Annotated in this window: 17 protein-coding genes; 16 read left to right on the top strand and 1 reads right to left on the bottom strand. The window is 70.4% G+C overall.

Annotation, left to right across the window (positions count from 1 at the left end; translation table 11 throughout):
• Window positions 1–117: 117 nt before the first annotated feature.
• From ACQVBX_RS15670 to ACQVBX_RS15600, 15 genes are all read left to right on the top strand, one after another.
• Complete coding sequence (locus ACQVBX_RS15670) at window positions 118–1,278, top strand: homoserine dehydrogenase (protein WP_431635244.1); 1,161 nt, start codon at window positions 118–120, stop codon at window positions 1,276–1,278.
• Window positions 1,275–2,255 carry a homoserine kinase gene (locus ACQVBX_RS15665; RefSeq protein ID WP_431635242.1) on the top strand — a complete coding sequence of 327 codons (981 nt, stop codon included), beginning with the start codon at window positions 1,275–1,277 and terminating at the stop codon, window positions 2,253–2,255. The genes ACQVBX_RS15670 and ACQVBX_RS15665 overlap by 4 nt, the downstream gene beginning before the upstream one ends.
• 115 nt (window positions 2,256–2,370) lie before the next feature.
• Complete coding sequence (gene thrC, locus ACQVBX_RS15660; protein WP_431635241.1) at window positions 2,371–3,684, top strand: threonine synthase; 1,314 nt, start codon at window positions 2,371–2,373, stop codon at window positions 3,682–3,684.
• Between the two features lie 102 nt (window positions 3,685–3,786).
• Window positions 3,787–6,027, top strand: coding sequence for a TonB-dependent receptor (locus ACQVBX_RS15655; protein ID WP_431635240.1), 2,241 nt, complete (start codon window positions 3,787–3,789; stop codon window positions 6,025–6,027).
• Window positions 6,028–6,673: 646 nt separating this feature from the next.
• Complete coding sequence (locus ACQVBX_RS15650) at window positions 6,674–8,254, top strand: 2-isopropylmalate synthase (RefSeq protein ID WP_431635239.1); 1,581 nt, start codon at window positions 6,674–6,676, stop codon at window positions 8,252–8,254.
• Between the two features lie 41 nt (window positions 8,255–8,295).
• On the top strand, window positions 8,296–9,237 hold the full coding sequence (locus tag ACQVBX_RS15645) for a branched-chain amino acid transaminase (RefSeq protein ID WP_431635237.1): 942 nt from the start codon (window positions 8,296–8,298) through the stop codon (window positions 9,235–9,237).
• Window positions 9,234–10,649 (top strand): 3-isopropylmalate dehydratase large subunit, encoded by a 1,416-nt coding sequence (gene leuC, locus ACQVBX_RS15640; RefSeq protein WP_431635236.1) that lies wholly within the window; start codon window positions 9,234–9,236, stop codon window positions 10,647–10,649. Before ACQVBX_RS15645 ends, leuC begins: the two co-directional genes overlap by 4 nt.
• Complete coding sequence (gene leuD, locus ACQVBX_RS15635; RefSeq protein WP_431635234.1) at window positions 10,646–11,233, top strand: 3-isopropylmalate dehydratase small subunit; 588 nt, start codon at window positions 10,646–10,648, stop codon at window positions 11,231–11,233. Before leuC ends, leuD begins: the two co-directional genes overlap by 4 nt.
• On the top strand, window positions 11,230–12,327 hold the full coding sequence (gene leuB / locus ACQVBX_RS15630) for a 3-isopropylmalate dehydrogenase (protein ID WP_431635233.1): 1,098 nt from the start codon (window positions 11,230–11,232) through the stop codon (window positions 12,325–12,327). The genes leuD and leuB overlap by 4 nt, the downstream gene beginning before the upstream one ends.
• A 135-nt stretch (window positions 12,328–12,462) precedes the next feature.
• The gene (locus ACQVBX_RS15625; RefSeq protein WP_431635232.1) at window positions 12,463–14,178 is read left to right on the top strand and encodes a dihydroxy-acid dehydratase; all 1,716 of its coding nucleotides are present in this window, start codon (window positions 12,463–12,465) and stop codon (window positions 14,176–14,178) included.
• A complete protein-coding gene (gene ilvC, locus ACQVBX_RS15620) occupies window positions 14,175–15,191 on the top strand; it encodes a ketol-acid reductoisomerase (RefSeq protein WP_431635230.1) in 1,017 nt (338 codons plus the stop codon). The genes ACQVBX_RS15625 and ilvC overlap by 4 nt, the downstream gene beginning before the upstream one ends.
• A 260-nt stretch (window positions 15,192–15,451) precedes the next feature.
• The gene (ilvB, locus tag ACQVBX_RS15615; RefSeq protein WP_431635229.1) at window positions 15,452–17,362 is read left to right on the top strand and encodes a biosynthetic-type acetolactate synthase large subunit; all 1,911 of its coding nucleotides are present in this window, start codon (window positions 15,452–15,454) and stop codon (window positions 17,360–17,362) included.
• 165 nt (window positions 17,363–17,527) lie between these two features.
• Window positions 17,528–17,800, top strand: a complete 273-nt coding sequence (ilvN, locus tag ACQVBX_RS15610) for an acetolactate synthase small subunit (RefSeq protein WP_431635228.1) — start codon at window positions 17,528–17,530, stop codon at window positions 17,798–17,800.
• Between the two features lie 5 nt (window positions 17,801–17,805).
• Window positions 17,806–19,389, top strand: coding sequence for a threonine ammonia-lyase, biosynthetic (gene ilvA / locus ACQVBX_RS15605; RefSeq protein WP_431635227.1), 1,584 nt, complete (start codon window positions 17,806–17,808; stop codon window positions 19,387–19,389).
• 50 nt (window positions 19,390–19,439) lie between these two features.
• Window positions 19,440–20,753: an MFS transporter gene (locus ACQVBX_RS15600; protein ID WP_431635226.1), complete on the top strand. Its 1,314-nt coding sequence runs from the start codon at window positions 19,440–19,442 to the stop codon at window positions 20,751–20,753.
• 12 nt (window positions 20,754–20,765) lie between these two features.
• On the opposite strand, the gene ACQVBX_RS15595 is transcribed toward ACQVBX_RS15600, so the two are convergent.
• Entirely contained in the window at window positions 20,766–21,830 is a 1,065-nt protein-coding gene (locus tag ACQVBX_RS15595; protein ID WP_431635224.1) for a diguanylate cyclase domain-containing protein, read from the bottom strand.
• A 233-nt stretch (window positions 21,831–22,063) separates the two neighbouring features.
• On the opposite strand from ACQVBX_RS15595, the gene ubiA reads away from it, so the two are divergent.
• The gene (gene ubiA / locus ACQVBX_RS15590) at window positions 22,064–22,993 is read left to right on the top strand and encodes a 4-hydroxybenzoate octaprenyltransferase (RefSeq protein WP_431638211.1); all 930 of its coding nucleotides are present in this window, start codon (window positions 22,064–22,066) and stop codon (window positions 22,991–22,993) included.
• Window positions 22,994–23,008: the final 15 nt, after the last annotated feature.

The raw sequence follows: 23,008 nt of genomic DNA, 5'->3' as shown, positions 1-23,008 counted from the left end.
GGTGTCCGTGCGCGACTAGCTTCACCATCACGCAACGGCCCCGCCCTCGACGAGGCGGGCCGGCGTGCACCACACCGATACCGCCAGAAGAGCACGGGGCCTCATCCGGAGGCTTACGTGAATACCTGCGCACCCCAGCTGCTCGAACACCCCAAACCATTACCGGCGGCGTTCGCGCCGGCGGCTCCCTCGTTGCGTTGCCGTGAACTGGCCGTCGGTGTGATCGGTCCCGGTCGCGTGGGCAGTGCCCTGCTCGACCAGCTGCGCGCCGCCCAGCCGCGGCTGGAACGCGAAGGCCGCGTGCGCCTGCGCCTGTGCGGCGTGGTTGCCAGCAAGCGCATGTGGCTGGACTGCGACGACACCGAACTCAACGGCCGCCACGGCGGCGCCCAGGTGTGGCGGCCGAACGATCTGGGTGCGTTCGCCGCGCATGTGCGCGGCGGCGCCGAGCCGCGCGACGCGCTGCTGATCGACTGCAGCGCCAGCGACGCGGTGGCCTCGCGCTACGCCGACTGGCTGGCCGCCGGCGTGCACGTGGTGACGCCGAACAAGCTCGCCGGCAGCGGCGCGCTGGAACGCTGGCAGGCGATCCGCCACGCCAGCGCCGCCAGCGGCGCGCGCTTCCGCTACGAGGCCACCGTGTGCGCCGGCCTGCCGGTGGTGCAGACGCTGCGCGACCTGCTCGACACCGGCGACGAGCTGCTCGCGGTGGAAGGCATGTTCTCCGGCACGCTGGCCTGGCTGTGCAACCGTCACGACGGCGCGCAGCCGTTCTCCGCGCTGGTGCGCGAGGCGCATCAGCTGGGCTACACCGAGCCGGACCCGCGCGACGATCTCTCCGGCATGGACGTGGCGCGCAAGCTGGTGATCCTCGCCCGCGAGGCCGGCTGGGCGCTCTCGCTGGACGACGTGGCGGTGGAAAGCCTGGTGCCGGAGTCGCTCGCCGCGCTCACGCGCGACGCATTCCTGCAACGCCTGGACGCCCTGGATGCGCCGATGGCCGCCCGCCTGGCCGAGGCCCGCGCCGAAGGCGGCGTGATGCGCCACGTCGCCCACCTCGACGCCCGCGGACGCGCCAGCGTGAGGCTCGCGGTGCTGCCGGCCGCGCACGCGTTCGCCCACTCGCGGCTCACCGACAACGTGGTGCAGTTCACCACCCGTCGCTACTGCGATAATCCGCTGCTGGTGCAGGGGCCGGGTGCCGGTCCCGAAGTCACCGCCGCCGGCATCTTCGCCGACCTGCTGCGCATCGCCGAGTCGCTGGAGCTGCGCGCATGAACGCCCAACTGCGAGACCGCATGACCACCGCCCCGCAACGCGCGCTGCACGCCTCCGCCTTCGCCCCCGCCTGCGTGGGCAACGTCGGCGTGGGCTTCGACATCCTCGGCCATTCGATGGCCGGCGCCGGCGATCGCGCCGAGGTGCGTCGCATCGACGAGCCGGTGGTGCGCATCGCCGCGATCCACGGCGTGGTCACCGAGCTGCCGCTCGATCCGCAGCGCAACACCGCCGGCATGGCGCTGGTGTCGCTGCGCAAGGCGCTGGGCCTGGCGCACGGCTTCGAGCTGACGTTGCACAAGGGCATCGCGCTGGGCTCGGGCATGGCCGGCTCGGCCGCCTCCTGCGTGGCCGCACTGGTCGCCGCCAACGCCCTGCTGGAAAAGCCGCTGCCGGCCGAATCGCTGTACGGCTTTGCGCTGGACGGCGAAGCGGTGGCCAGCGGCAGCCGTCACGGCGACAACATCGGCCCGATGCTGCTCGGCGGCCTGGTGCTGGCCACCCACGACCGGCTGGTGCGCATTCCGGTGCCGGCCAGCTGGCACTGCGCGCTGGTGCACCCGCACTTCGTGCTGGAAACGCGCAAAGCACGCGCCGCGCTGGCCGGCGACTATCCGCTGGGCAGCTTCGTCAGCCAGAGCGCCAACCTCGCGCTGGTGCTCGCCGGCTGCTACCGCGGCGAGGTCGCGCTGGTGCGCGAGGGCCTGAAGGACGTGCTGGTGGAACCGCGCCGCGCGCCGCTGGTGCCGAACTTCGCCCGCGTGAAGCAGGCCGCGCTCGATCACCGCGCGATGGGCACCAGCATCTCCGGCGCCGGCCCCAGCGTATTCGGCTGGTACGAGCAGCGCGCCGAGGCCGAGCGTGCGGCGGCCGCCATGCGCGTCGCGTTCGCCGAAGCGGGACTGGACAGCGACGCCTTCGTCGCGCCCGTCGACGGGCCGGCGGCCAGCTTGCTCGATGCCGGAGACGCCGCATGAGGCGGACGCCCGCCGTAGGAGCGCACCCTGTGCGCGACCACTTCTGGCGCCATGCACGTCATCGGCAAAAGGCTTTCGCGCGCAGGGTGCGCTCCTACAGCCACGAGGCGGGGCGTTGATGGGCACCTTGCGTTACGTCAGCACCCGCGGCGGCAGTCCGGCGGCTACCCTGAGCGAAGCCATCGCCGCCGGCCTCGCCCCGGATGGCGGCCTCTACGTGCCCGAGACGATGCCGCACCTCGACATGGCCGGCTTCGACCCGCATGGCTCGCTGGCCGACACCGCCGCCACCCTGCTCGCACCGTTCTTCGCCGGCGATCCACTGGCTGCCGCGCTGCCGGCGATCTGCGCCGAGGCGCTGGATTTCCCCGTGCCGCATCGCGCGCTGCCAGCCGATGGCGCCCACGTGCTGGAGCTATTCCACGGCCCCACCGCGGCGTTCAAGGACATTGGCGCGCGCTTCCTCGCCGCCTGCCTGGCGCGCCTGCCGCGCAGCGACACGCGGCCCCTCACCATCCTGGTCGCCACCTCGGGCGATACCGGCGCGGCGGTCGGTGCGGCGTTCCACGGTAGACCTGGTGTGCGCGTGGCGATCCTGTATCCGGACGGCAAGGTGTCGCCGCGCCAGGCGCACCAGCTCGGCTGCTTCGGCGACAACGTCACCGCGCTGCGCGTGGCCGGGCGCTTCGACGACTGCCAGCGCATGGTGAAAGCCGCGCTCAACGACCCCGCCCTGCAGGCCGCGGTGCCGCTCTCCTCGGCCAACAGCATCAGCCTCGGCCGCCTGCTGCCGCAGATGAGCTATTACGCGCACGCCGCGCTGGCCTGGTGGCGTGAACGAGGGCAGCCGCTGAACCTGATCGTGCCCACCGGCAATCTCGGCAACGCGATGGCCGCGCTGTGGGTGCGCGCGCTCGGCCTGCCGATCGGTCGCGTGCACCTGGCCTGCAACGCCAACGCCACCCTGCCGGAATTCCTCGCCGGCGCGGACTACCGGCCGCGCGAAGCCGTGGCCACCATCGCCAACGCGATGGACGTGGGCGCGCCCAGCAACGTCGAGCGGCTGCGCTGGCTGTTCGACGACGCCACGCTGCGCCGCGAGCTGCCCGCCACCCGCGTGGACGACGAGGCCATCCGCGCCACTATCGCCCGTCATGCCAGCGAGCATGGCGAGGTGTTCTGCCCGCACACCGCCACCGCCGTGCACGTGCTCGATACGCTGCGCGCAGCGGGCGACCGCGACGACCGGACGGTGGTCGCCACCGCCCACCCGGCCAAGTTCGAGAGCGTGGTGGAGCCGCTGATCGGGCATCCGGTCGCGGTGCCCGCCGCGCTGGCGTCGATGCTGGCGCGCCCGGCCCACGCCACGCCGCTGCCGGCCACGGAGGCGGCGCTGGACGAGGTATTGCGGGCCTTGCCGGGCGGCTGATCCGGCCGGGCACTGTCGCCCACGGGTGGTGGCGTAGGAAAATGCGTCGGATGCGGCCGCAGAGCCGCCGCTTTTCCCAACCACCGCCCCGGGGACACCACCATGTCGATCGTACCCACGCCGCGCCGCGCGGCGCTCGCCTTTTCCGTTCTTGTCGGACTGGGCCTCACCGCCGCCCACGCGCAGGACACCGCACCCGCCGCCGAGCACGTCAAGACCACCGAGCTGCAGACGGTGAAGGTCACCGCCTCCAAGCGGGTGGAAAACCTGCAGAAGGTGCCGGTGTCGCTGACCGTGCTCACGCCGGAGAAGCTCGAAGCCTTCGGCCAGGCCGGCGACGGCGTGCTGCAGCTCGCTTCGCGCGCGCCCAGCGTGTACGCCGAAACCTCGTACGGCCGCGAGTTCCCGCGCTTCTACATCCGCGGCCTGGGCAACAGCGACTTCGATCTCAATGCCTCGCAGCCGGTGTCGATGGTGTACGACGACATCGTGCAGGAGAACCCGATCCTGAAGGGCTTCCCGCTGTTCGACCTGGCCCAGGTGGAAGTGCTGCGCGGTCCGCAGGGCACGCTGTTCGGCCGCAACTCGCCGGCCGGCGTGATCAAGTTCGAGTCGGTGCGCCCGAGCCAGGAAACCAGCGGCTACGCCCGCATCTCCTACGGCTCGCTGGGCACCGCCAACGCCGAGGCGGCGCTGGGTGGCGCGCTGGGCGGGCACTGGTCCGGCCGCGTGTCGGCGCTGGGGCAGCATCGCGACAACTGGATCGACAACACCTTCACCGGCAAGAAGGACGCGCTGGGCGGCTACAACGAGCGCGCGCTGCGCCTGCAGGCGCTGTATGAAAACGGCGGCTTCAGCGCGCTGATCAACACCCATGCGCGCTGGCTCGACGGCACCGCCACGGTGAACCGCGCCAACGCGATCACGCTGGGCGACAACCAGTTCGAAGCCGGTTTCCAGCGCGACAAGGTGGCGCAGGACGGCCGCAACCAGCAGCACCTGTTCACCTGGGGCAGCAACCTGCACCTGGACTGGAACCTGGGCGACATGAGCTTCACCTCGATTACCGGGCTGGAGCGCGCCACCACCTACAGCCTGGGCGACGTCGACGGCGGCTACGGCGCGTCGTTCCACCTGCCGATGGGCCCGGGCTTCATCCCGTTCCCGTCCGAGACCGCCGACGCGATGCCGCACGACCGCCAGATCACCCAGGAATTCCGTCTGGCCAGCAACAGCCAGGATCGCCTCAACTGGCAGGTCGGCACGTACTACTTCGACGAAGACATCGCGATCAGCAACTTCGACTACGCCACCTTCGACAACCACGCGCAGGACGGCTACGCCAACCAGACCCAGCGCACCAAGGCGTGGGCGGTGTTCGGCTCGGTCAACTACCAGCTGGCCGACGATTTCGAGCTGCGTGCCGGCACCCGCTACTCGCACGACAAGCGCGACTTCCGCGTCGATCGCCTGCTCTCGCCGCTCGGCGCGCCGCCGCTCACGCTCACCGCCAACCCGAACGACTCGCGCTGGAGCGGCGATGTCACCGGCACCTGGACGCTGAGCCCCAACGTCAACGTCTACGCCCGCGTGGCCAACGGCTTCCGCGCGCCCAGCGTGCAGGGCCGCGTGCTGTTCTCCGACTTCATCTCGCAGGCCAAGCCCGAGACGATCACCTCCTACGAGCTGGGCCTGAAGTCCACCGGCATGGACAACCACGTGCGCTTCAACGCCGACGTGTACAGCTACACCATGCACAACGAGCAGCTCACCGCGGTGGGTGGCGACATCAACATCACCCGCCTGATCAACGCGAAGAAAACCGAAGGCTACGGCGCCGAGTTCGACCTGGAGGCCTACCTCACGCCGAACTTCGTGCTCACCGCCGGCGGCAGCTACAACCACACCGAGCTGAAGGATCCGAACCTGGCGGTGGCCGTGTGCGGCGCCCAGTGCACCGTGCTCGACCCGCGTAATGCCGACGGCAACGCGCTGATCGACGGCAACGTGCTGCCCAACTCGCCCAAGTGGATCGGCACGCTCACCGCGCGCTACGGCATCCCCTACGGCGACAGCGGCGAGTTCTTCGTCTACACCGACTGGAACTACCGCAGCGAGGTGAACTTCTTCCTCTACGACTCGGCCGAGTTCAAGGGCAAGCCGCTGCTCGAGGGCGGCCTGCGCGTGGGCTACAACTGGGATTACGGCCGCCGCGAGATCGCCCTGTACGGCCGCAACATCACCAACAAGCGCGCGCTGATCGGCGCCATCGACTTCAACAACCGCACCGGTTTCGTGAACGACCCGCGGGTGATCGGCGTCGAGTTCCGCACCGAGCTGTGACCCTGCTGCGTCGCGCCATCGCCTGGGCGAAGGCGCGACGCGATAGCGAAAACCCTTCGGGGCCGGCACGCGCCGGCCCCTTCTTTTTGCGCCAATCGATCGTGACCGGACGCCTCGACCCCTCGCTACGAGACGCGACAGACCCCACTGCGAGCACGGCGAAAGCGCCGCGCTGGCGGCCGCGAAGCGCCATCCGCAGCCATTTTCGCTCTATTCCGCGCGCTTCGGATGATTCGCGCACAAACCTTTCCATACGCGCGCGTTCGCTCTCGCACCGCGCCATGCCTGGTTCATGCAACCCGAGCATATGGACATCTGGACGTCCAAATCACTTTTTTTGCATGGATTCACATGAAACTGTTGACGCCGCCTTTTCGGGTGACCTAAGGTCGGGTTCATGTCGCAGCGCAGCAGCCACCACAGCCTCGCCCTGAGCCGTCGTCCCACGACGGTCGGCGACCCGCTGCTGGCCGGCGGCACCCTTCTTCTTCTTGCTCTTGTACTCGTACTCCTCATTACCAGCGGAGGTGCGGGCTAGCGGCTGCGTCCAGGCAAAAGAAACACACCTGAGACAACCCCAGACCCCGCACCGACACCGGAGCGGGGTTTTTTTTGGCCTGCGTTCCGCCTCTTCCGGAGAATCCCGATGAACCGCGACACCGACGTAGCCGTAGCCCCGCCCGACGATGCCGACCGCGTACGCATCTTCGACACCACCCTGCGCGACGGCGAGCAGGCGCCGGGCTTCTCGATGGACCGCCGCGCCAAGCTGCGCATGGCGCAGGCGCTGGAAGCACTGGGCGTGGACGTGCTCGAAGCGGGCTTCCCGCAGGCCTCGCCGGACGATTTCGCTGCGGTCGCGGAGATCGCCCGCACGCTGAAGACCACCACCGTGTGCGGCCTGGCGCGCTGCCAGAGCGGCGACATCGATACCACCGCGCGCGCGCTGGAAAAGGCACGGCGCTCGCGCATCCACGTGTTCCTGTCCACCAGCCCGCTGCACCGCGAGCACAAGCTGCGCATGAGCAAGGCCCAGGTGCTCGATGCCGCCGTCGCCGCCGTCGAACGCGCGCGCCAGCTCTGCCACGAAGTCGAGTTCTCCGCCGAAGACGCCCTTCGCACCGAGCCCGACTTCCTGGCCGAGGTGTTCAGCGCCGCCGTCGCCGCCGGTGCCACCACGCTCAATGCGCCGGACACCGTGGGCTACACCACGCCGGCGGAGATCGCCGAGCTGTTCGGCTACCTGCGCCAGCACGTGCGCGACGCGGACCAGGTGGTGTTCTCCACCCACTGCCACGACGACCTCGGCATGGCGGTGGCCAACTCGATGGCCGCCATCGGTGCCGGCGCGCGCCAGGTGGAGTGCACCATCAACGGCATCGGCGAGCGCGCCGGCAACGCCGCGCTGGAAGAGATCGTGATGGCGCTGAAGGTGCGCAAGCCGTTCTTCGGCGTGGACACGCGCATCGATACGCGCCGGCTCTACCCGACCTCGCGCCTGCTGGTCCAGCTGACCGGCCAGCCGGTGCCGCGCAACAAGGCGATCGTCGGCGAGAACGCGTTCGCGCACGAATCGGGCATCCACCAGCACGGCATGCTCAAGCACCGCGGCACCTACGAAATCATGCGGCCGCAGGACGTTGGCATCGGCGAGACCCGGCTGGTGCTGGGCAAGCACTCCGGCCGCGCCGCACTGCGCCAGCGGCTGGAGTCGCTGGGCCACGAGCCCGACGAGGCAGCGATGGACGCCATCTTCGCCCGCTTCAAGACGCTGGCGGACAAGAAGCGCGAAGTGCACGACGAAGACCTGGAGGCGATCGCGCTGGGCCAGGACCCGGAGGCCACCGGTCCGTGGCGCATCGTGCAGCTCAACAGCACCACCCACCTGGGCAGTGCATCGGCCTCGGTGAAGCTGGCCCACGACGCCGGCCACGAGGCCAGCGAGGCGGCGATCGGCGACGGCCCGGTCGACGCGGTGCTGCGCGCGATCGAGCGCGCCACCGGCCACGCCGTGGAACTGACCGACTTCAGCGTGCGCGCGGTGAGCGAGGGCGGCGACGCCCAGGGCCAGGCCCAGCTCACCGCCCGCCATGCCGACCGCGACTGGCGCGGCCACGGCATCAGCACCGACATCGTCGAGGCCACCGCGCTCGCCGCGCTGGCCATCGTCAACCGCATCGAACGCCAACAGCCGGTCCGCGAGCCGGCCGCCGTGGCGCACCTGTAATGCCAGTCCATGCCGCAACCGACACCCGCACGGAGCCACCGATGAGCACGCCCTTCCTCTGGCACAACGGCCGCATCAAGCCCTGGGCCGACGCCAACGTCCACGTCACCACCCACGCGCTGCACTACGGCTCGTCGGTGTTCGAGGGCGAGCGCGTCTACGCCACGCCGGCGGGCCCGGCCTATTTCCGCCTGGCCGACCACACCCGCCGCCTGTTCGAGTCGGCGCGCGTGTACGACATCGACGTCGGCTTCAGCGAGGAGGAGATCAATGCCGCCTGCCTGGAGCTGATCCGCGCCAACCGGATGCGCGCGGCTTACGTGCGGCCGATCGTGTTCCGCGGCGCGGGCGGCCTCGGCGTGCTGCCGAAGGACGGCGCGCCGGTGGAGGTGGCGATCATGGCGATGGAATGGGGCGCCTACCTGGGCGACGCCCGCGAGAAAGGCGCCAACGTTTGCGTGTCGTCCTGGCATCGGCCGGCGCCGAACACGCTGCCGAGCTGGGCCAAGGCCGGCGGCAATTACCTGTCCAGCCAGCTGATCGCCGCCGAGGCGCGCCGCGGCGGTTTCGACGAAGGCATTGCGCTGGGCCACAACGGCCTGCTCAGCGAGGGCGCGGGGGAGAACCTGTTTCTGGTGAAGAAGGGCAAGCTGCTCACCCCGCCGTCCAGTGCCGGCATCCTCGCCGGCATCACCCGCGACTCGGTGATCACGCTGGCCAGCGACCTCGGCCTCGTGGTGGAAGAGCGCGACTTGCCGCGGGAGGCGCTGTACAGCGCCGACGAGATCTTCATGACCGGCACCGCTGCCGAGATCACGCCGGTGCGCTCGGTCGACCGCAAGGCGGTCGGTACGGGCGAGCCCGGCCCGGTGACCCGCGCGCTGCAGCAGCGCTTCTTCGGCCTGTTCGACGGCAGCACCGAAGACCGCTGGGGCTGGCTGGAAGTGGTGCCTGCGGTGGCTTCCGAGGAGATCGCCGCATGAGCGCGCGCACCCTGTTCGAGAAGCTGTGGGATGCCCACCTGGTGGCGCCGGAATCGGCCGACACCCCGGCGATCCTGTACATCGACCTGCACCTGGTGCACGAGGTGACCTCGCCGCAGGCCTTCGACGAGCTGCGTGGCCGCGGCCTGACGCTGCGCCGCCCCGACCGCACCCTGGCTACGCTGGATCACTCCACCCCGACCCTGCCGCCCGGTCCCGACGGCGAGCGCCCCTACGCCAACGCGGAAGCGAAGGCGCAGGTCGCCAAGCTGGAAACGAACTGCGCCGAGTTCGGCATCGAGCTGCACGGCTGGGACAGCCGCGACCGCGGCATCGTGCACGTGATCGGCCCGGAGCTGGGCGCCACCCAGCCGGGCATGACCATCGTCTGCGGCGACAGCCACACCTCCACGCATGGCGCGTTCGGCGCGCTCGCCTTCGGCATCGGCACCACCGAGGTCGGCCACGTGATGTCCACGCAGTGCCTGCTGCAGCGCAAGCCGAAAACGCTGGCGATCCATATCGATGGCGCGCTGCCCAAGGGCGTCGGCGCGAAGGACCTGATCCTGCACATCATCGGCCAGATCGGCGTGGACGGCGGCACCGGCCACGTCATCGAATACCGCGGCCCGGCGATCGAGGCGCTCTCGATGGAAGAGCGCATGACGGTGTGCAACATGTCGATCGAGGCGGGCGCCCGCGCCGGCCTGATCGCCCCGGACGAAACCACCTTCGCCTGGCTGAAGGGTCGCCCACACGCACCGCAGGGCGCGGCGTGGGATGAGGCAGTCGCCGCATGGCGGCAGCTGCCCAGCGACGACGGCGCGCGCTACGACCGCGAGGTGCGTGTCGACGCCAGCCAAATCCGTCCCACCGTCACCTACGGCACCCACCCGGGCATGGCGATCGCCATGGACACGCCCGTGCCGGCCCCGCGCAACGCGGTCGAGCAGCGCGCGCTGGACTACATGCACGCCCGCGCCGGCCACGCCATGCAGGGCACGCCGGTGGACGTGGTGTTCGTCGGCAGCTGCACCAACTCGCGCCTGTCCGACCTGCGCGAAGCAGCCGAGGTATTGCGCGGCCGCCGCGTCGCCGACGGCGTGCGCATGCTGGTGGTGCCGGGTTCCGAAGCGGTGCGCCGTGATGCCGAACGCGAAGGCCTGCACGAGGTGTTCGCCGCCGCTGGCGCCGAGTGGCGCGTGCCGGGCTGCTCGATGTGCATCGCCATGAACGGTGATCTGGCCCAGCCGGGCCAGCTCGTCGTGAGCACTTCCAACCGCAATTTCGAGGGCCGCCAGGGCAAGGGTGCGCGCACCGTGCTGGCCAGTCCGGCCACCGCGGCCGCCTCGGCCGTGGCCGGCCACATTGCCGATCCGCGCGAGTACGTCCGCCAAGAGGAGGCCGCATGAAGCCCGTCACCCGCATCCATTCGCGCACCGCCGTGCTGGCGGACGAGAACATCGACACCGACCGCATCATCCCCGCGCGCTTCCTCACCACCACCACGCGCGAGGGGCTGGGCAAGCTGTGCTTCCACGATTGGCGCTATCAGGCCGACGGCAGCGACAACCCGGCCTTCCCGCTGAACCGTCCCGAGGCGCGCGGCTGCGCGATCCTGGTCGCCGGGCGCAACTTCGGCTGCGGCTCCTCGCGCGAGCACGCGCCGTGGGCGCTGCTCGATTACGGCATCCAGGCGGTGCTGTGCAGCGAGATCGCGGACATCTTCCGCAACAACGCTTTGAAGAACGGCCTGCTCGCCATCGTGGTGTCCGAGGCCGAGCATCGCTGGCTGCTCGAGCACCCCGGCGTGGAGCTGGCCATCGACGTGCGCGAGCAGCACATCAGCCTGCCCGACGGCGGCCGCATTCCTTTCCAGCTCGAACCCTTCGCCCGCCACTGCCTGCTGGAGGGCGTCGACCAGCTCGGCTTCCTGCTGCAGCACGCCGAGGCGATCACCCGCTACGAACACCAGCACGAGGAACACACTGCATGAAGGCGCATATCGTCACCCTGCCCGGCGACGGCGTCGGCCCCGAGGTCACCGCGGCCGCGGTCGCCGTGCTGCAGGCCGTGGCCGAGCACTACGACCATCGTTTTACGTTCGAAGAGCACCTGATCGGCGGCTGCGCCATCGATGCCACCGGCGAGCCGCTGCCGGCCGCATCGCTGGCGGCCTGCCAGAAGGCCGACGCCGTTCTGCTGGGCGCCGTCGGCGGCCCGAAGTGGTCCGATCCGAACGCCAAGGTGCGCCCGGAGCAGGGCCTACTGGCGCTGCGCGCGGCGCTCGGCGTCTATGCCAACCTGCGCCCGCTGCAGGTGCATCCGGCGCTGGCCAACCTGTCGCCGCTGAAGAACGAGAAGCTCAAGGACGTCGACGTGCTGTTCGTGCGCGAACTCACCGGCGGCGCCTACTTCGGCGCCAAGACGCGCACCGCCGACGCCGCCACCGACGAGTGCAAATACACCGAGGCCGAAATCGAGCGCGTGGTGCGCCGCGCCTTCGCGCTGGCCCGTGAGCGCCGCCATCACCTCACCTCGGTGGACAAGGCCAACGTGCTGGAGACCTCGCGCCTGTGGCGCAACGTCGTACAGCGGATCGCGCCGGAATACCGCGACGTGACCGTCGAGCACCAGTTGGTCGACTCGATGGCGATGCTGCTGCTGACCCAGCCAGGTCGCTACGACGTGGTGGTCACCGAGAACCTGTTCGGCGACATCCTTACCGACGAGGCCGCCGCGCTGGCCGGCTCGCTCGGCCTGCTGCCCTCGGCCTCGCTGGGCGAAGGCAAGCGCGGCCTGTACGAACCGATCCACGGCTCGGCGCCGGATATCGCCGGCCAGGGCGTGGCCAATCCGACCGGCGCGATGCTCTCCGCCGCGATGCTGCTGCGCCACTCGCTGGGCCTGGAGGAAGAGGCCCAGTGCGTCGAGGCCGCGGTGTCGCAGGTGCTGGCCCATGGGCCGCGCACCCGCGACGTGGGCGGCCACGGCAACACTGCCGCGGTGCGCGATGCCGTGCTGATGGCGGTGGAAGACCACGCCTCGATCCACCACGCCTTTTTTGCCGGCGGCCGCGCATGCGGCTGAACCCGGCTCCGTTTGGCTTTCCCTGCGTGCCCGCCGGCAATCCCCCGCCGCGCGGCGCCACTCACCTCCCCGGTATGCGCACGCGTGGCCCGGGCGCGCAGGGAAGCTTTTCTCTTGATTCCGATGGAGCAACCGATGCGCAGTGATGTGATGAAAACCGGCCCCGATCGCGCACCTGCACGCGCGATGATGCGGGCCACCGGCCTGGACGACGCGGCGATCGCCAAGCCGCTGGTGGCGATCGTGCACACCTGGTCGAACGTCAGCCCGTGCAACCTCAACCTGCGCGAACTGGCCGACGCGGCCACCGCCGGCGTGCGCGCCGCGGGCGGCACGCCGATCGAGTTCAACACCATCGCGATCACCGACGGCATGGCGATGGGCACGCCCGGCATGCGCGCCTCGCTGGTCAGCCGCGAGGTGATCACCGATTCGATCGAGCTGGCCGTGGACGGCCATTCGCTGGACGCCATGGTGGTGCTGTGCGGCTGCGACAAGACGATCCCCGCTGCGGCGATGGCGCTGGCACGGCTGAACATCCCCGGCGTGGCGCTGTACGGCGGCACCATCGCCCACGGCAACCACGACAACCATCCGATCACCATCCAGCAGGTGTTCGAGGCGGTCGGCGCGCACGGCGCGGGAAAGATCGACGACGCCGAGCTGACCTCGGTGGAACGAGACGCCTGCCCCGGCGCCGGTGCCTGCGGCGGCCAGTTCACCGCCAACACCATGGCGATGGTGCTGACCACGCTGGGCCTGTCGCCGATGGGCTTCAACGACATCCCGGCCACCCATCCGGCCAAGCAGCAGGCGGCCTATCGCTGCGGCGAGCTGGTGATGGAATGCCTGAAGGCCAATCGCCGTCCGAGCGACCTGCTTAGCCGCACCGCGTTCCAGAACGCCGCACGCATGGTCGCCGCCACCGCCGGCTCCACCAACGCGGTGCTGCACCTGCTGGCAATCGCCCGCGAGGCCGGCGTGGAGTGGAGCATCGAGGACTTCGAGCCCGCCTCGGTGCACACCCCGGTGATCGCCGACCTGCTGCCGGGCGGCCGCTACACCGCTGTGGAGATGTTCGGTGCCGGCGGTGCCGCCCGCGTCGCGCAGGAACTGATCGCCGCCGGCATGCTCGCCGACACGCCGACCGTCACCGGCCGCTCGCTGTTCGCCGAGGCCGAAGCCGCGCCGCGCGCCGGGCAGCAGGACGTGATCCATCCGGTGAACACGCCGCTGAAGCCGCGCGGCGGATACTCGATCCTCTACGGCAACCTCGCCCCAGAGGGCTGCATCCTCAAGCTGGCCGGCAAGACCGGCACCCAGTTCGAGGGCCCGGCCCGCGTGTTCGAGAGCGAGGAGGCCGCGTTCGCCGCCGTGCAGTCCGGCGGCATCGCCAAGGGCGACGTCATCGTGATCCGCAACGAGGGCCCGGCCGGCGGCCCCGGCATGCGCGAGATGCTCGGCGTCACCGCCGCCCTGGTCGGTCGCGGTCTCGGCAACGACGTCGCGCTGATCACCGACGGCCGCTTCTCCGGCGCCACCCACGGCTTCATGGTCGGCCACATCGCCCCGGAGGCCGCCCGCGGCGGCCCCATCGGCCTGCTGCAGGACGGCGACCGCGTGGTGATCGATGGCGAGACGCGCGAGCTGCGCACCACCGCCGACCTCGACGCCCGCCGCGCCGGCTGGACACCGCCGCCGCCCAAGGTCGCCCACGGCGCCCTGGCCAAGTACGCACGGCTGGTCGGCTCCGCGTCCGACGGCGCGATCACGCGCGCCTACGCTCCTACCGTTTCGGCCGTCCAGACGGCCAAATCATCCGAAGAACACACCCAAGGAGTCACCGCATGAGCACGAACAACGACAACCTCCTCGCCAAGGGCCGCATCGCCGTGCTCGGCTACGGCAGCCAGGGCCGCGCCCATACGCTGAACCTGCGCGACTCCGGCCTCGACGTGGTCGTGGGCCTGCGCCCGAACGGCCCGACCTGGCACAAGGCCAAGGCCGAGGGCTTCACCGTGGTCGAGCCTGCCGAAGCGGTGAAGGGCGCCGACCTGGTCGCGGTGCTGACCCCGGACATGGTGCAGCCGACGCTGTACACCGAGTCGATCGAGCCGAACATCAAGCCCGGCGCCGCTCTGCTGTTCGCGCACGGCTTCAACGTGCACTTCGGCCAGATCGCCCCGCGCAAGGACATCGACGTGATCCTGGTGGCGCCGAAGGGCCCGGGCGCGCTGGTGCGCACCGAGTACGAGCGCGGCCGCGGCGTGCCGAGCATCTGGGCGGTCTACCAGGACGTCAGCGGCCAGGCCGAGGCCAAGGCGCACGCCTACGCCGACGGCATCGGCGGCGGCCGCGCCCTGCTGATCAAGACCGACTTCAAGGAAGAGACCGAGACCGACCTGTTCGGCGAGCAGGCGGTGCTCTGCGGCGGCGCCAGCGAGCTGGTGAAGGCCGGCTTCGAGACCCTGGTGGAAGCGGGCTACCAGCCGGAGATCGCCTACTACGAGGTGATGCACGAGCTGAAGCTGATCGTCGACCTGTTCTACGAAGGCGGCCTCACCAAGATGCTGCAGTTCGTCTCCGAGACCGCGCAGTACGGCGACTACGTCAGCGGCCCGCGGGTGATCGACGCCGGCGTGAAGGCGCGCATGAAGGACGTGCTGAAGGACATCCAGGACGGCACCTTCGCGAAGAACTGGACCGAGGAATACAAGGCCGGCCTGCCCAACTACAAGCGTATCAAGCAGGCCGACCTCGACCATCCGATCGAGCAGGTCGGCGCCAAGCTGCGCGCCCGCATGCCGTGGCTGCAGACCGGCAACGCGCCAGCCGCCGCGGCGCCCCTGAAGAAGGTGGGCTGACGCGAGCTCGAAGCCCTCTCCCCTGCTCCGCGGGGGAGAGGGTTGGGTGAGGGGGCGCTCTGGGCTTCGGCCGCCATCCGCGGCAAAGAGCCAGAGCCCCCCTCACCCCAGCCCTCTCCCCCGGCGGCTGCGCCACCAGGGGAGAGGGAGCAAAAAGCCGGCATCTCGCGGGACGCCGGTTGCCGTTGCTTGAAGCCTTCTCTCCTGCGAAGCGGGGAGAGGGAGTGAAGGACCCACCCAACGTTGAAGGATGTTTGCTGATGAACGCGCCATCGTTGAAAGCTGCACCGGACACCCGACAGGCTCCGCACGCCGCACCGGCGACGCTGCCGCCGCCGGGCGTGCATCCGCTCGCCGGCAGCGCCATGAGCGGTGCCGAGATCGTGGTGCAGGTACTGGCCGACGAAGGCGCGGACGTGCTGTTCGGCTACTCCGGCGGCGCGATCCTGCCGGTGTATGACGCGGTGTTCCGCTACAACGCCGAGCACCCGCGCGAGGACGGCCGCGATGCGATGCCGCTGATCGTGCCGGCCAACGAGCAGGGCGCAGGCTTCATGGCCGCCGGCTATGCGCGCGCCTCCGGCAAGGTCGGCGTGGCGGTGGTCACCTCCGGCCCGGGCGCCACCAACACGGTGACGCCGGTGCGCGACTCGATGGCCGACTCGATCCCGCTGGTGGTGATCTGTGGCCAGGTGCCCACCGCGGCGATCGGCAGCGACGCGTTCCAGGAGGCGCCGATCAGCAGCATCATGAGTGCCTGCGCCAAGCACGTGTTCCTGGTCACCGACCCGGCCAAGCTGGAACCGACCCTGCGCACCGCCTTCGAACTGGCCCGCAGCGGGCGTCCCGGCCCGGTGGTGGTGGACATCCCCAAGGACGTGCAGAACGCCGCGCTGACCTTCCAGGGCGAGGGCCAGCTGGCGATTCCCGGCTACCGCGCGCGGATGCGCGCGGTGGAACAGGCCCACCTCACCGACGCCGACTGCGCGGCCTTCTTCGCCGCGCTGGGCCAGGCGAAGCGGCCGCTGATCTACGCCGGCGGCGGCATCATCGCCGCGGAAGCCGCCGAGGCGCTGCGCGCCTTCGCCGAAGCGTTCGGCCTGCCGGTGACCACCACCCTGATGGGCATCGGCGCGGTCGATACCACCGCGCCGCTGGCCCTGCACATGCTGGGCATGCACGGCACCGCGTACGCCAACTATGCGGTGGAGGATTGCGATTTCGTGCTGGCGCTGGGCGCGCGCTTCGACGACCGCGTGGCCGGCGTGCCGGGCAAGTTCGCGCCGCGCGCGCGCTTCATCGCCCAGGTGGACATCGACCCGGCCGAGATCGGCAAGGTGAAGGCGGTGCAGTGGCACCACTGCGGCCCGCTGGTGCGCACGCTCGACCGGCTGCGCCGCTACGGCAAGGCGCAGGGCTTCCGCCCGCAGGGCGACGGCCGATACGACGTGTGGCACCGGCACGTGGCCGAACTCAAGCGCGTGCACGCGATGAACTACGACCGCACCAGCGCGATGATCCAGCCGTACGCCGTGATCGAGGCGATCAACCGCATCACCGACGGCCGCGCGATCATCGCCACCGGCGTCGGCCAGCACCAGATGTGGGCAGCGCAGTACTTCGACTTCCGCGGACCACGCCAATGGCTCACCTCCGGTTCGATGGGCACGATGGGCTTCGGCCTGCCGGCGGCGATCGGCGCGCAGTTCGCGCGTCCGGACTCACTGGTGATCGACATCGACGGTGACGCCAGCATCCGCATGAACTTTGGCGAGCTGGAAACCGTTACCACCTACGGTCTGCCGCTGAAGGTGGTGGTGTTCAACAACGCCGGCGACGGCATGGTGCGGCAGTGGCAGAAGCTGTTCTTCGAGAGCCGCTTCGCCTCCTCGGACAAGACGTTGCACACCAAAGATTTCGTCAAGGCCGCACAGGCCGACGGCTTCGCCTGGGCGCAGCGGCTGGACCAGCCGGACGACATCGAGCGGGTGATCGCCGATTTCCTGGCGTTCGAAGGCCCGGCCTTCCTCGAGGTGATCATCGACCCGGACGCCGGCGTCTATCCGATGGTCGGCCCCGGCATGACCTACGCGCAGATGATCACCGGCGAGCACATCGCCTCGCGCACGCCGCCGGAGGCCGCCGACGGCGGGCCGGCGGACATGTTCTAGGAGAACTGCCGCACGCAAGGCAAAGACGCTGGAAGCGCTGTTCAGCACCGAATGCCGGCCATCCAGTGACTCATCCACGCCAGAACTCATCGCCCGTCACCACTCGGCCGAGCTTGAACGTCGGTCAGTGACCGGAAAAGGCAAGAACACGCGTCACGGGATCCCATGAAACACACGCTCTCTCTCCTGCTGCAGAACGAATCCGGCGCGCTGGTGCGCGTGGCGGGGCTGTTCTCCTCGCGCGGCTACAACATCGACTCGCTCAACGTGGCGCCAACCACCGACATCGAGGTGTCGCGTCTGATCGTGGTCACCCACGGCGGCGACGAATCGATCGAGCAGATCCTCAAGCAGGCGCGCAAGCTGGTGGACGTGATCGAGGCGGTGGAATTGCCCGCGCCTGCGGCGGTGCCATCGGACCCGGCTGCGGGTGCGTGAGCGCCATGAGCGACGACGGGCTCGACCTGCTGCGCCGCGTGCTCACCGCGCGTGTCTACGAGGTGGCGCGCGAGACCGAGCTTGATCCGGCCCCCGCCCTGTCGCGGCGGCTGGGCAACACCGTGCTGCTCAAGCGCGAGGACAACCAGCCAGTGTTCTCGTTCAAGCTGCGCGGCGCCTACAACAAGATGGTCCACCTGGACGCGCCGGCACGCGCGCGCGGCGTGATCGCCGCTTCCGCCGGCAACCATGCCCAGGGCGTGGCGCTGGCCGCGGCGCGGCTGGGCGTGCGCGCCACCATCGTGATGCCGCAGACCGCACCGCAGGTGAAGGTGGATGCGGTACGCGCGATCGGTGGGGAGGCGGTCACGGTGGTGCTCGCCGGCGACTCCTACAGCGAGGCACAGGCCGAAGCCGCCCGCCTGCAGGCCGAGCACGGCTACACCCTGGTGCATCCGTTCGACGACCCGGACGTGATCGCCGGCCAGGGCACGGTCGGCATGGAAGTGCTGCGCCAGCACGCCGGCCCGTTGCATGCGATCTTCGTGCCGGTCGGCGGCGGCGGCCTGCTGGCCGGCGTCGCCGCCTTCGTCAAGGCGGTACGACCGGAAGTGAAGGTGATCGGCGTGCAGAGCACGGCGGCGAACGCGATGACGCAATCGCTGGCCGCCGACGAGCGGGTGGCGCTGGACGAGGTCGGCCTGTTCGCCGACGGCACCGCGGTGAAGCAGGTCGGCGCGCTTACCTTCGCGATCTGCCGGCAATACGTGGACGACATGATCTGCGTCGACACCGACGCGATCTGCGCAGCGATCAAGGACGTGTTCGCCGACACGCGTACGGTGCCGGAACCCTCCGGCGCCCTGGCCATCGCCGGCCTGAAGCAGTACGCCGCCGCGCACGGTCTCAAGGACCAGACGCTGGTGGCGGTGTGTTCCGGCGCCAACATGAATTTCGACCGGCTCGGCTTCGTCGCCGATCGCGCCGAGGTGGGCGAGCGGCGCGAGGCGTTGTTCGCGGTGACCATCCCGGAGGAGCGCGGCAGCTTCCGCCGCTTCTGCGAGGTGCTGGGCGGGCACAGCCTGACCGAGTTCAACTACCGCATCGGCGACACGCGCGAGGCGCACCTGTTCGTCGGCGTGCGCACCGGCGGACGCGAAGAAAGCGCGGCGCTGGCGCGCGCCTTCCGCGCGCAGGGCTTCGGCGTGCTGGACCTGAGCGACGACGAGCTGGCCAAGTTGCACCTGCGGCACATGGTGGGCGGCCGCTCACCGCTGGCGCAGGACGAGCGGCTGTACCGCTTCGACTTTCCCGAGCGCCCAGGCGCGCTGCTGCGCTTCCTGGCGCAACTGCACCCGGACTGGAACGTCAGCCTGTTCCACTACCGCAACCAGGGCGCCGACCACGGCCAGATCCTGGTCGGTCTGCAGGTGCCGCCGGCCGAGCGCGCCCTGTTCGCACGCTTCCTCGCCACGCTGGGTTATCCGCACCGCGACGAGAGCGCCAACCCGGCCTACCGGCTGCTGCTGTGCGAGCCGGCCAAGGCGGGCGTGCACGCACGCGAGGCCGCGGTCACGGCGGCGCGCTGAGGCGATATTCCCTCCCGCGCGCGCCGAACCCCGAGCGCTACGATGCGCGCATGAGCCCACCGCAAGCGCCCACCTCGCCGCACGATGCCCACCATCCCGGCATCCGCCGCAACCTGCACCAGTTCGTGTGGCAGGCGCTGCAGGTGGCGCTGGTGGGGCTGGTGATCGGCATGGAACGCAACGTGCTGCCGGTGGTGGCCAGCCACGATTTCGGCGTGCCGCCCCGCTCTTTCGTCTACCTGATGGCGTTCGTGATCTCGTTCGGGCTGGTCAAGGGCGCGCTCAATTTCGTCGCGGGGCGGCTGTCCGAGCGGATCGGCCGCAAGCCGGTGCTGCTGATGGGCTGGGTCGCGGCGATCCCGATTCCGCTGCTGATCTACTTCGCGCCGAACTGGTGGTGGATCGTGGCGGCGAACCTGTTCCTCGGCATCAACCAGGGTTTTGCCTGGAGCATGACGGTGACCAGCAAGGTGGACATCACCCGCGCCGAGCAGCGCGGCCTGGCCACCGGCATCAACGAGTTCGCCGGCTACGCCGCGGTGGGCCTGGCCGGCATCGCCACCGGCTACCTCAGCCACCGCTACGGGCCGCGTCCGGCGCTGCTGTGGTTTGCGCTGGCGGTGATCGCCGCGGGGCTCGCGACGGCGGCGCTGTTCGTGCGCGAGACGCTGCCGTGGGCCCGCGCGGAAAGCCACCGCCACGCGCAGCGCCAGCACACCGGGCCGCCGCCGCGCTTTGCGCAGGGTCTGCCCGCGCAGCCGGACTCCCGCGCAGTGTTCGCCTTCGTCTCGTTCCGCCATCCCACCTTCGGCGCGCTGTGCCAGGCCGGCGTAGCGAACAAGGTGGCCGACACGCTGCTGTGGGTGCTGTTTCCGCTGTACCTGCACGAGCAAGGCCTGGGGCTGGTGGCGATTGGCTGGATCACCGGCACCTACGGCCTGGTGTGGGGCGCCTCGCAGTTGTGGACCGGCCCGCTGTCGGACCGCATCGGGCGCAAGCGGCCGGTGGTCGCCGGCCTGTGGCTGCTGGCGGCGGGCGTGGCGACGGTGCCGCTGGTGCACACGATGGCGGCATGGCTGGGCGCGGCGATCGTGATGGGGCTGGGCATGGCGCTGCTGTATCCCAACCTGATCGCCGCCGTGGCCGACATCGCCCACCCGGACTGGCGCAGCTCCGCGCTGGGCACTTATCGCTACTGGCGTGACACCGGCTATGCGCTGGGCGCGCTGGTGCTGGGCCTGATCGCCCAGGCGCGCGGCGCGCTGGCGCCGGCGTTCGGCTTCACCGCGGTGCTGTTGCTGGCCTCGGGCGGCTGGATGGCATGGCGGGCCGAGGAGACCCACCCGCGCCTGCCGCCGCGCTGAGCGGGCGGCCCCTCAGAACAGGTCGACGCTGCCGGGCGCGATGCCGTCTTCCAGCGACCCCTGGGCGCGCAGCGTCTCGTAGTTGAACACCCGGTTTCGGCCGTGGTTCTTGGCGAAATACAGCGCCTTGTCCGCCCGATCGAGCACGGTGGCGGGATAGTCGTGCTCGCCCACCGCGGCGTAGCCCACGCTTACCGTGACCTGGCCGATCTGCGGAAACACGTGGTTCTGCACGCGGGTGCGGAAGCGTTCCAACGCAACGCCGGCGGAGGGCTCGTCGGCCGCCTCCAGCAACACCAGGAACTCCTCGCCGCCAAAGCGGAACAGCGCGTCGCCCTGACGAAAGCTGGCGCGCATCTGCTGGGCGATCACCAGGATCACCTCGTCGCCGTACAGGTGGCCCCAGGTGTCGTTGATGCGCTTGAAGTGATCGATGTCGAGGATCGCCAGCCAGCGGCTGCCGCCGTCGCCCCGCCCGGCGCTCTTGAGCCGGCGCTCCATGTGGCGCTCAAAGGTGCGCCGGTTGTACAGGCCGGTGAGCTTGTCGCGCTCGCTCTCGTCGAGCAGGGCGATGTAGTTGGCGTAGATGCGCGCGAAGCCTTCCACCAGCAGGCGCAGGTGATCCAGCGGATGCTTGCCCTCGAGCATCAGCGCGCCGATCACGCGGCCGTCGCGGCGGATCGGCACCAGCATGCCGTAGTTGCCGTCGCGCAGGCGCACGCAGCCACCGTCGCGCTCGCTCTGTCGCAGCAGGGTCTGGCTGGCCGCGTCGGCCGCCTGCGGCAGCAGGGCCACACCGTAGCGGCCGTGCTCGTTGCGGCTGCAGCGCACCAGCCGCTCGCACGGGTCGCCGCGCCCGCCGCTGCGCTTGTACAGCGTGACCACGTGCGCATCGGCCAGCTCGGCCAGCGACAGCGTGAGGCTGTGGTCGAGCGCGTCGATGTCGCGGTGATGGGTGAACTGCGCCACGGAATCGAGCACGCGCAGCGGCGGCGCGCCCTCGTTGCCGGCCCACGCGGCCAGCTCCGCGAACAGCGGCGGCAAGGTGTCAGCGGCTTGCGCGAATTCGGTGGACACGAGGCTCCCGGCGTCGAGAAGCGGCCATCGTTCCGGTCCAGTGTGCGGGTCCGAAGCGATGCCTTCGCATGTTCTATCGACCGCGGCCGGGGCGACTTGAGCCGACGGTCGCCAAACCCGGCCAGGCGGCACGCTAGACTTTCGTGATGGCCCCGACCTCTCGCAAACGCCCCCGCCGTCCCGCTCCGCCGCCGGCCGCGCGGCCGCGATCAGCCGCCGCCGGCCGCAAGCCGGTGCGCCCGGCCGATGCCTCGCAGCGCGCCACCCGCGTGCTCGACCGCCTGCTCGCGCCGCTGCCGCCGCACGTGCGCGAAAAAGCCCGCGACTACCTGGTGCTCACTCGCATGGATCGCCCGGTGGGCGCGCTGCTGCTGCTGTGGCCGACCTGGTGGGCGCTGTGGCTGGCGGCCGGCGACTTCCCGCCGTGGTCGACGCTGATCATCTTCACCCTGGGCGTGTTCGCCATGCGCGCGGCCGGCTGCGCCATCAACGACTACGCCGACCGCAAGCTCGACCCGCAGGTGGCGCGCACCGCCGGCCGGCCGATCGCCAGCGGCCGGGTGACGCCGCGCGAGGCATTGGTGGTGTTCGTTGCGCTGCTGGCGTTCGCCTTCGTGCTGGTGCTGTTCACCAATGCGCTGACGATCAAATTGTCGTTCGCCGGCGCGGCGCTGGCGGCGCTGTATCCGTTCACCAAGCGCTACACCTACATGCCGCAGGTGGTGCTGGGCGCGGCGTTCGGGTGGGCGATCCCGATGGCCTTCGCCGCCGTGACGAACCACGTGCCGCCGCTGGGCTGGTTGCTGTTCATCGGCAACATCCTGTGGTCGGTGATCTACGACACCGAGTACGCCATGGTCGACCGCGAGGACGATCTGAAGGCCGGCGCGAAATCCACCGCGATCCTGTTCGGCGATGCCGACCTGCCGATCCTGGCGATCCTGATGGCCACGTTCGAGCTGACCATGCTGTTCGTCGGCCAGCGCGCGCAGCTGGGCTGGCCGTACTGGCTGGCGCTGGCCGGCAGCGTGGCGCTGTTCGGCTACCAGCTGTGGCGCATCCGCGGACGCGACCGCGACGCGTGCCTGGCCGCGTTCCGCCACAACAACTGGCTGGGGCTGGTGCTGTGGGCGGGCATCGTGGTGGCGCTGGCGCTCAGGTGAAAAGGCAGGAGTGAG

Origin of the sequence: Dyella thailandensis, from assembly GCF_050749815.1 — a bacterium.
Classification (GTDB): domain Bacteria; phylum Pseudomonadota; class Gammaproteobacteria; order Xanthomonadales; family Rhodanobacteraceae; genus Dyella_A.
The sequence above is the reverse complement of the archived record's forward strand: the minus strand, read 5'-3'. Positions and strand labels throughout refer to the sequence as shown.